This is a genomic window from uncultured Legionella sp. (genome assembly GCF_937871865.1).
Lineage (GTDB): Bacteria > Pseudomonadota > Gammaproteobacteria > Legionellales > Legionellaceae > Legionella.
Map to the genome: position 1 here is coordinate 1 of NZ_CALMPD010000184.1, position 10,214 is coordinate 10,214.

A 10,214-nucleotide genomic window follows, 5' to 3' on the forward strand; every position below is an offset into this window, starting at 1 on the left:
CTCAGATTTTGCTGAATCTTTTTTATAAGATAAGACAAGACACACCACAACAAGCAAAAGATTTATTAGAGGCACTGGATTTAATTACTCAGGATAATTATTTGATTCATGAGGAAATGGGGTATATTGCCTTACAACGAGGAGATACAGTGCAGGCCATTTCTTCTTTTTCTCGTGCGTATAATGAAAAGCCATCAGCACGAACAGCATTACAGCTAGCCTATCTTTACATGAATGTTCATAATCGTCCTGAGGCTGCTCAATTCTTTTTTTTAGCCTCTCAATCAGATGATCCACAAATAAAAAGTGCTTCTTTAAGGGGCTATGAACTTACTCATGCAGAACGAGTTAACCCAGGGCCTGAATTATCCATGCATCACAGTTTGCAAACAGAAGATTTATTATTGCTCGATCAGTTTTATGCGCTGAAAAAGAGTAATAAAGACGCAGCATGGTTTTTGATACAAAAAATCATAAATAAATATCCCAATAACACCACTGCTTTAAAAGAAGGGGGATTTTTAGCCATTGAGAAAGGAGAGCGAACAAAGGCGATTGCTTATTTTACCAAAGCCTATGAGTTAACTTATCAACCAGATATTGCTATGCAATTGGGGTATTTATACGATCAAACACCGAATAAATATTTAGCTTACCATTATTTTAAGCTTGCTACACTTAGTGATGATTATAATCTGGAACTGCGCGCTCAAAATGCTTTAACCAATTTAGCTGGTTTGCAAACGAAAGCATTGCCTTCTCCTTACTTTGGTGAGCTGTTTTTCGATCCTTTTTCACAAAGCCGCTTTGGATTGACGGTACGGCCTTTGGTCGCTCGTTTAGGAGTGGAGAGCACCAATCAATTACAAACTAAAACGTATCTGGTTTTTCGGCAAACTGAGGATAATAAATCACTTAATTCGGGGCAAGTACCTCAAATCTATGAGGATAATGTACGGATCATTGGAGCCGGACTGCAAGTCACCCCGTTCAAAGTGCTTCCTATGGTCGCCTTTGTTGAAGCAGGAAGAGCCTATGATTTAGTTTATCGCGACAGGGATAGATGGAGAGGTGATTTACGTGGTGGATTGATGTATTACAATGAGTTCGGAGCAAAACCTGCTTATTTTAGCCAGCTTAAAATTGGTACAAAATACTACAGTACTTTGTATGGCGACGTTACTTATTTTTCTCGTTATGATAATAATGTCATTGCAACGATTAAAACACATCAGGGTATTCGTTTTCTCCAATATCATAGCAGTATGATTAATTTATACTTAAGTGGTCGAGTTATTGAAGATACTCGCCGCGAATTTTTTAATAACATTGCAGAGGTTGGTCCGGGAATTGGATTTACACCTTCTAATCGATACCGGGTCCAATTACGCTTTGAACACATCAAAGGGGCTTATTTGCCAGCAGGGAGATCGATTAATCCTTATGGTAAGTACTATACTAATAATACCGTTCAATTATTTGTTTATTTGAAAATATAATGCCAGGCGAATTGATTTTAATTATCTATTTTATTATGTGGTATTTCCTTATCGCGCTGGCGGTATTGTTTATTATTTCTGGTATTGATGATCTGTTTTTTGATGGCTATTACTGGATAAGGTATTTATTCCGATTATGGAAAACCCGCCATTATAAGCCCCTGACCTATGAGCAGTTAACTGAGAAAAAAGAACAGCCGATAGCAGTTCTCATTCCTTGTTGGCATGAAGCAGGAGTGATTGGCACTATGTTACAACATAATTGCTATTCGATTGATTATTCTAATTATTATTTCTTTGTTGGTGTTTATCCTAATGATGCAGCGACGGTTAACGAAGTACAGACTGTTGCCGAGACTATAAAAAATGTAAAATGTGTGATTGGGGCAACCCCTGGGCCAACAAATAAAGCAGCGAATCTGAACGGAATTTATGATTATGTCCGTGAGTTTGAAAAAACTTTGGAACAACCTTTTAGTATCTTTGTTTTTCATGATTCAGAAGACATCATCCATCCTCTGTCTTTTAAACTCTATAATTACTTAATTCCTCGTAAAGAAATGATTCAAATTCCTGTCTTTCCTTTAGAGGTAAATTACTGGAATTTTACCCATTGGCTCTATGCTGATGAATTTTCAGAAAACCATACCAAGGATATTATCGTAAGAGAGTCTATTCGTGGGCATGTTCCTTCTGCTGGAGTAGGCACTGCATTCTCCAGGCAAGCATTGCATCTGTTAGAAGATCCTAAAACACATTCTCCCTTTTCAGTTGATTCATTAACCGAAGATTATCGAACATCCCTGGCTATACGTATACATGGTTTGAAGCAAATATTTGTCACAGAAACAATTGTTCGGATGAAATGGCGCCCTCGCGGTTTTCTACGTAAAGGCTATGTGCAAAAACCGGTCCGGGAATATATTGCTACTCGTGCACTGTTTCCATTAGAGTATACAAAAGCAGTTAGGCAAAAAGCTCGTTGGATTATTGGCATTGTGTTTCAGGAGTGGCAGCATACACAATGGCCTAAAGAATGGATAATAAAATTTACTTTGGCACATGATAGAAAATCATTTATTACTCATTTTATTAATGGCTTTGGTTATTTTGTATTTCTTTTTTGGCTTCTCTATTCACTATTTACTTATAAAAATCCAGAATATCCTTCGTTACAAGAACAGCTTAACTTACATCCCTGGGTATGGTGGTTAATCGTTGCTGTGACGTTGATTATGATTGAACGTTTAATTCAACGAATGATTGCAATTAGGCGAGTATATGGCTGGAGGCCTGCTCTTTTGTCAATTCCCAGAGCTTTTTATGGAAATCTATTAAATCTTCATGCTTTAATTCGTGCTTATCATGTTTATTACACTACACCTAAAAGCCAGGCAACCAGCAAGCAGCCCGCATGGGATAAAACAGATCATCATTTTCCTGGTAGTCATATTCTCACTCCTTACCACAAGAAAATAGGGGATTTATTACTTGAAAAAAGACGGCTCACTAAAGCGGAATTAGATACCGCAATTATGGAGCAGCAAAAAACAGGGGAGCGTTTAGGGGCGGTTTTATGTCGGTTAAATTTAATCAGCACCCAAGAATTACTTCAGATATTGTCAAAACAATATAATCTGGAGCTCTTTCCCCAAAGCTGCCTGGCAGCCATTCGAAACAAAAATGAAGTGCCTATTTCCAGGCAATTGATCAATTGGTTAAATGAGCATCATGCTACAGCCGTGGCGTTGAACGAAGAGGAAGGGGTGCTGACCGTTAGTATTGAAGATCCAACTAACGAGTTATTAATTGAGAAGATTATCAACCATGTTCAATCATACAAAGTTGAGTTTGTTCTCATTGACTCGACGTCATAGCGCTCACAACCATTAGATTAAGACTTGTAGCGTAAATGCGGGGGCTCCATGGGGCACTGCCATTAAGTTAAGAAAAGTACGTCATCCTGAGCATGGCGAAGGATCTCCTGAATATTGGGAGATCCTTAACTTAATGGCAGTGCCTCATGGATCCTCGTAATACGGGTTACCACATCTAAATCTAATAGTTGTGTTCACGACGCTCAGGCATCAGGATCTGCTCCAGGAATTTTATAATTCGCTCTGCAGCGTTTCCATCACCATATGGCGATACACCATGGCTCATCCTTGAGTAGAGCTTCTTATTTGTTAGCAACTCGCTTACAGCAGTAATAATCTGTTCTTTATCCGTTCCAACCAATAAGCCGACCCCTTCGGTAAGTACGGCAGGACGTTCTGTTATGTTTCGCAAAATAAGTACAGGCTTCTTTAACGCAGGGGCTTCCTCTTGAATGCCGCCAGAATCAGTAAGTATTAACAATGAGCGACTCATCAAATGGGCAAATTTATCATAGCTCAGCGGTGGTAGAAGATGGATTCTTGGCTTATCATTCAGAAGCGAGAATATATCATTTTGAACATTGGGATTAGGATGGACAGGAAATACAAAATTGATGTGTTTAAACTGTTGTGATAGTTCAAGCACAGCCTTACAAATATTTTTTACATTGTTACCAAAATTTTCTCGACGATGGGCCGTAACTATAACAATATGAGGCCACTGTTTAAATGATAGAGGATCTGGCTTATTTTTTAGTACCCAATACAAGGCATCAATAACGGGATTTCCCGTAACAATTATTTTGGATGAGGCTATATTTTCACGAATCAGATTATCTTTTTCTAATTCTGTAGGAGCGAAGTGCCAGGTGGCCAGAGGAGCGGTTAGTATTCTGTTAATTTCTTCCGGGAATGGTTCTTGATAGTTATAGGTCCGCAATCCCGCTTCAATGTGACCAAATGGTATGTGATGATAAAATGCGATTAGGGATGATACAAATACGGTGGTAGTATCTCCGGCAGCAAGGAGCACATCAAATCGATTGTTTTGTACCAGGACATCCAATTTTTTACATAGATTTCCCGTCAATTCGCTTAACGATTGATCTGGAGTCATGCTGTTCAGATCAGCATCCGGTGTCAGCTCAAAAATCTCTAGCATATCATCTAATAAACTTCGATGCTGGGCGGTGTTGATTATCAACACATCAGCCCAAGGACATGCTTTTAATCCAAAAATGACAGGAGCCATTTTGATAACTTCTGGCCTGGTCCCTATAATACAACCAATAGTAAATTTTTTTGTATTATGCATAAGCTAGATCCATTTATAGTGGATGGCTGCATTTCACTTCAGCCATGCTTTGGTCATAGACACCGCGGTCGCTGTCGCGATGATGCGTATTTCTGGAAACGGTTAAAGCCGACTGCATTTATTTTTCTGTTGTGCATCTAATTCTGCGTACTCAAGCCAGGAGAATAGTACGCAGGCTGGGAAAATTAACTTAACTATGGTCCGTTTAACCAGGGATAGTGGTGCATTTATTATTTTGATTAATGAGGATAATCGTGCTGTCTTTAGTCAATGTTAACTTACCACAATCTACGTTATCGCCAAACAGCGAGTCTTTTTTATAACCAAAACGGTATTCTTTATTGACTGGTCCTCTGCCTGTGTAGCTTTTTCCTAAAGTACCAAACTCTCGGGAGTCAACAGTGAAACCAATTGCTACGGCATTTCTCTCACTGGTTTTGACGATTACTTTGATTACATCAGCAGCCATAACCTGGACGGAGAAGAGTGAAGCAAACATGCAGCTTAAACTTTTAGTTGTTTTAGATACCATTATATTTCCTATATTTGAAGGTATTACTAAAAAGCTAACCATAAAATGATCATTTGTCCAGTGATTATAATAATAAAAAAGCATGTCTGAAGTTTGACCTTGGCTCGTTTAAGCCAACCTGAGCTGGCTTATGGTCAAAGAGTCGAAAAGTCAACAACGCTTAATTATTCTTCATAGACTTGTAACCATTGTAATTTCCACAACTCATAGAGAAACAATTGATTGTCTGTATTTTCTAAAAACGGATCCAAGGTTTCATGAGCAATAAAACGATTATTGGCAACCAGTTGAAGCAATTCAGCTGATACTCCTTGTGTATCCCATTCACAGCCATTGATATAAAAATGACATTCATTGCTTGCAAGAATATAAGCAAAACGACAGGAGGCATCTCGCACCAGAACTGTACTTTTTAAACCAGTAATGAAATGGGGCACATCATCGATTTCATCCTCTTCAAGTGGCATTGCCAAGTGTTGTTCGGCTTGTTGATCCAGGCGGGTTGCAAAACAACCAAACCAGGATTGCATGAGCTGATCATTGTCTAATAATTGTGTGAGTAATTTTTTAGCTTGTTGCCATGCTGGTTCTGATATTTCAGCAGTTTGCTGTTGATGCGACCAATCAGGATCACGATACAGCGCCTTAAATGATTCTTTTTCAGAGATAAAATCACCCAAACTATCCCATAGTTCCTGTCCCTGGTAACTTCTATAACCAAAAGAATAAGTCATACATTGCTCTGATAACGCAACGCCGTAATGGCCAATGTGAGGGGGGAGGTAGAGCATATCGCCTTCTTCCAGAATGAATTCCTCTTCAATTTGAAATTCCTTCATGATGCGTAATTCCAATTCTTCTATGTAATTTTCGGGCACGCATTTTTTTGAGGTGAGGGACCATTTCCGACGCCCTTGTGCCTGATACAGGAATACGTCGTAATTATCATAATGTGGGCCTACGCTGCCATTACGTGTCGCATAACTGATCATTACATCATCCAGCCGCCATTGCGGGATAAAATCAAAATGATCCAATAGCGCATATACTTCAGGTAGTATTCGATCGACTCCTTGTACCAATAAGGTCCAATTAGTTTTAGGAAGCTCGGAAAAAAAGGCTTCTTCGAATGGTCCTCTTTTTAAATGCCATTGTGTTTTTTCATTGGGAGTCTCGATTACGACACGACTTTCTATTTCTTCCTCAAGAGATAAACCGGCCAATTCATCCGGTGAGACCGGATGAGTAAATCCTGGTAAGGCTTTACGAATGACCAGTGGTTTTTTTTGCCAGTATTCCTGGAGAAAGGTGGTTGATGTGATTTCCTGGAAATTAATCATAATAATGGATTACAGCGTTAATTTATCATGCTCTCTATATACACTTAGAGATTAATTTAGGCAAATTATTTTGTAGTAATTCAGGAGCTGTAATGAGGGAATAAAAATAGATCATTTCTTTATTTATAGGAATGACCTATTCTGCTATCAACTGTTTTGTAAAATTTGTTCCAACTCACCTGAAGCTTGTCTTGAGAAGTTAATCAGATCGGCTTCTTCTTCAAAAAATTCAAATGATTTCAGCAGGGCCGCTTCATCATGCTTTTGGAAGGCGCGGGCTTTCTTCTCAATGTCTTCTTGTTTGTATCCAACGAACTTTAAAACTTCTTTCGTCATTGTTAATGAGGAATCAAATAGCTCGCGTTTAAAATAATCGACGCCGGCTTTATGTAATTCATAAGCATGGCGGCGGTTACGCGCCCGGGCGTAAATCTTAAGATGAGGAAAATGCTGTTTTGCCATCTGAACTATTTTTAAGTTAGAGTCTGCATTACCTACTGTGACGATTAATAACTTAGCCTGTTCAGCTCCGGCACTTTTTAATAAATCAAGGCGGCTCGCGTCACCAAAATAACCTTTATAGCCAAATTTTCTTAACAGTTCGACTTGTTCCGGATTTTTTTCCAAGACGGTAATGCTGATCTTTTCTCCATTAAGTAAACGCCCAATAATTTGACCGAATCGGCCGTAGCCCGCAAGAATTATCCCTTTCTTTTCATTGATTGAATCATATTCTCGTTCCGGTAATAGGCTCATAAACATTGGGACTACATAACGATGATACAACAGCATCAGGAACGGTGTAGCCAGCATTGAAAGCGCTACCACCAGAGTAAAAAATGCGCGTGCATCAGCACTTATTACCTTGGACGAACTGGCATACTGAAAAAGAACAAAAGCGAATTCTCCACCTTGAGCTAATGCAACGGCAAATCCTATCGTTTGAATTTTCGTCAGTTGAAACAATCTGCCAAGCAGAAGCAATATAACTGCCTTGATGACAATCAAGCTCAAAACTGCAGAGGTAATTAAAAACATTTCAGTATAAAACAGGTTGAAATTCATCCCCATTCCAACGGAGATAAAAAACAAGCCCAGTAACAAACCTTTAAAGGGCTGGATGTCTGCTTCTACTGTATGCTTGTATTGTGAGTTGGCTAAAACTACTCCGGCGATGAATGCGCCTAGGGCAGGAGAAACTCCGATAGTTTCCATTAACAAGGTTATTCCAACAACCAAGGCAAGAGAAAACGTCGTGAACACTTCTCGTATATTGGTTCGTGCAATAATCAAAAATAAATGACGGGATAAGTAGTGCCCAATTAACATTATCGCCCCAATGATTGCCGAGACGAGAAGGGCGTGCTGCCATTTTGGCAGGTGGGCTATGAATGCATTTTCATGGGGATTAACTAATGCTGCAGCACCATTTTTGGCTAATAGCGGCATAATAATGAGTATAGGAATGACTGCAATATCCTGAAACAATAATACGGCAAAGGATGTTTCTCCTTCAGCCGTCTTTAACAGGTTTTTTTCCTGGAGCATTTGTAACACTAATGCTGTTGAAGAAAGAGCGAGCGACATTCCTACAGCTAAGCTGGCTTGCCAGCTGTAGTGCATGAGTATACCTATTCCTGTGATTACGCCTGTTGTTAATAAAACCTGTAATCCGCCCAAACCTACAATCAACTTCCTTAATTTCCAAAGCATGATGGGTTCTAATTCCAATCCAATCAAAAACAGCATCATGATCACGCCGAACTCCGCGAAGCTCATGATTTGTTCCGAATTGCCAATTAGTTTTAATCCAAAAGGGCCTATCAGTATTCCAACAGTAAGAAAACCAATTACAGAGCCTAATTTAAATCGGCTGGCAATAGGAACCATGACAGTGGCTGCTGCGAGGAAAATAAAAATATTCAGTATTAGGTGATCACTCATTATCTAAACCCAGAGATAGTGTTATTTTTCGTGACAGTTTTTAAATTTTTTACCATTACCACAAGGGCAGGGACTGTTACGGGCGATTTTATGACTGGTTTTTTTGCTTGGTACTTCTTTATTGATTCCATCCACATAAAACCAGACGTCATGTTCTTTATGAAATTCACTTAACTCATGAATTACTTTTAATGTATTTCTATCAATAAACGTGGCTGCGAATTCAACGAAACCTTTTTCTGGGGTTTCCATGTAAGACTGCAACACTTTTAGATGTAGCCAGGTTATGCTTTGAGCCCATTCTTTGGCTTCTTGTGCATTAAAATGAATTAAGGGCTTTCCCTTCATCGTTTTTGCTATGTAATCAATGTTTGCCTGACTGTAGGCCGAATATCGCGAGCGCATTAGGTGTTCGGGGGTTTGCGGGGCTTCTTGGTTATCAATGTATTTTCCACAGCATTGCGTATAATTTGCCAGGGAACCACAAGGACATCGCGACATTAAATTACCTGTAATTGATTAATGTAGGGATTATATAAGAATTTCGCTGCTTTTTATACCTTAAATGCAGCAAAATACAGGACTTGTTTTTATGAAGAGAACAATTTTATTGTATGAAAAAAAACTATGACATGAAGCTATTACTACTGCATATTGCGGTTTCTTTAAATCTTGCGTTAGTCAAAAATTCATCGTGCTATTCCCTTGAGTGAAGGAATCCATCCCGCAATTGACATTGAGCCACGGCCCATATGACTCTCTAGCAGATCTAAAATGATTAATTTGGGTTAATAATGAACACTTCCCGGTGCAATGTGTTGTTTCTCAAATCATATTCTCATTTAAGATTTTGTTAATGTATACGCCTTATAATATTTCTACTTTTTGTTTTTTATGTGGTCATTAAATGTTTTCTAGTGAAAAAATCCTCAATGAGTTTTATAAAGGCCTAAAACTATTAATTGAATTTGAAAGCGGACAATCTCGTGGTGCTATGAGCTCGCCATTTTATGCCATCAATAAAGTGGTTGCTCACTTTAATATGGCATTAGAAGAAGGGGATGTGATTGCCCCGTTTTTTTGCTACTATCTTGCTGATAAATTTCCAGCATATGTCGACAAATCGCTACTGCCTGATTTATCAAGCGTACCAAACCATAAGTCCAAAGCCGATAGTTGGATTCAAGATTATCAAACCTTCTTAACTTTGTATGGGAAGATTGATGAACTTACCAAGACGCGGGTGATTGAATGCAATAGTGCCAGACAAGCCGAACAGATGCAAAAAAATTTACAAAGGCAACAGCAACGCGTAGAAACGGAAATAGTTCATTTAATGAAATCTACAAACTCTCTTGGTGGGGTTTTAGCCGCGAAAGCTTTTGAACACTTGCAAGCGAAGACAAATAACAACCAGTTAAACCAATTGATAGCCTTAGCCTATGAAAAGTCTGCTTTTTATCCTAACGTGTATGCGATGTATGAATACGCCCGATTTCTTCAGAATAAAGGCATGCTTGCAACAAGCCAGGCACACCAGCAAAAATTAGAGACTGAGCTCAAGTTATTAGTAAAAAGCAATGGTGATATAAACATACTTGCAGAGCACTATCAAACAGAAAAAAATTATAGGTTTTTATCTCAATGGCTTTTTCAGTCTGCTATACATGGTGGGGTGGATGGAGCTATATTTATGATAGAAAGATA

Annotated in this window: 8 protein-coding genes; 3 read left to right on the top strand and 5 right to left on the bottom strand. The window is 38.8% G+C overall.

What is annotated here, in order from left to right:
* Together Q0495_RS09890 and Q0495_RS09895 are read left to right on the top strand one after the other, a co-directional pair.
* The coding region (locus tag Q0495_RS09890; protein ID WP_298625564.1) for a hypothetical protein at positions 1-1,499 on the top strand (1,499 nt) is incomplete at its 5' end.
* Positions 1,499-3,376 (top strand): glycosyl transferase family protein, encoded by a 1,878-nt coding sequence (locus Q0495_RS09895; RefSeq protein WP_298625567.1) that lies wholly within the window; start codon positions 1,499-1,501, stop codon positions 3,374-3,376. The genes Q0495_RS09890 and Q0495_RS09895, both read left to right, overlap by 1 nt.
* Positions 3,377-3,557: 181 nt before the next feature.
* Here Q0495_RS09895 and wecB read toward each other — a convergent pair whose 3' ends face one another.
* From wecB to Q0495_RS09920, 5 genes are all read right to left on the bottom strand, one after another.
* Complete coding sequence (gene wecB / locus Q0495_RS09900; protein ID WP_298625570.1) at positions 3,558-4,691, bottom strand: non-hydrolyzing UDP-N-acetylglucosamine 2-epimerase; 1,134 nt, start codon at positions 4,689-4,691, stop codon at positions 3,558-3,560.
* A 205-nt stretch (positions 4,692-4,896) separates the two neighbouring features.
* Positions 4,897-5,223: a hypothetical protein gene (locus Q0495_RS09905; protein ID WP_298625573.1), complete on the bottom strand. Its 327-nt coding sequence runs from the start codon at positions 5,221-5,223 to the stop codon at positions 4,897-4,899.
* Positions 5,224-5,387: 164 nt separating this feature from the next.
* Complete coding sequence (locus tag Q0495_RS09910) at positions 5,388-6,563, bottom strand: cupin domain-containing protein (protein WP_298625575.1); 1,176 nt, start codon at positions 6,561-6,563, stop codon at positions 5,388-5,390.
* Positions 6,564-6,710: 147 nt separating this feature from the next.
* Positions 6,711-8,507 carry a monovalent cation:proton antiporter-2 (CPA2) family protein gene (locus Q0495_RS09915; RefSeq protein WP_298625578.1) on the bottom strand — a complete coding sequence of 599 codons (1,797 nt, stop codon included), beginning with the start codon at positions 8,505-8,507 and terminating at the stop codon, positions 6,711-6,713.
* A 21-nt stretch (positions 8,508-8,528) separates the two neighbouring features.
* Positions 8,529-9,008, bottom strand: a complete 480-nt coding sequence (locus Q0495_RS09920) for a YchJ family protein (RefSeq protein WP_298625581.1) — start codon at positions 9,006-9,008, stop codon at positions 8,529-8,531.
* Positions 9,009-9,414: 406 nt separating this feature from the next.
* Between Q0495_RS09920 and Q0495_RS09925 the strand changes: the two genes are divergently transcribed.
* Positions 9,415-10,214, top strand: an 800-nt coding sequence (locus tag Q0495_RS09925) for a hypothetical protein (protein WP_298625584.1), incomplete at its 3' end; no start/stop codon positions are given.

Bases quoted from the DNA above. Each gene is read 5' to 3' on its own strand.
- Q0495_RS09895 (WP_298625567.1), top strand. From the start codon at position 1,499: ATGCCAGGCGAATTGATTTTAATTATCTATTTTATTATGTGGTATTTC.
- wecB (WP_298625570.1), bottom strand. From the start codon at position 4,691: ATGCATAATACAAAAAAATTTACTATTGGTTGTATTATAGGGACCAGG.
- Q0495_RS09905 (WP_298625573.1), bottom strand. From the start codon at position 5,223: ATGGTATCTAAAACAACTAAAAGTTTAAGCTGCATGTTTGCTTCACTC.
- Q0495_RS09910 (WP_298625575.1), bottom strand. From the start codon at position 6,563: ATGATTAATTTCCAGGAAATCACATCAACCACCTTTCTCCAGGAATAC.
- Q0495_RS09915 (WP_298625578.1), bottom strand. From the start codon at position 8,507: ATGAGTGATCACCTAATACTGAATATTTTTATTTTCCTCGCAGCAGCC.
- Q0495_RS09920 (WP_298625581.1), bottom strand. From the start codon at position 9,008: ATGTCGCGATGTCCTTGTGGTTCCCTGGCAAATTATACGCAATGCTGT.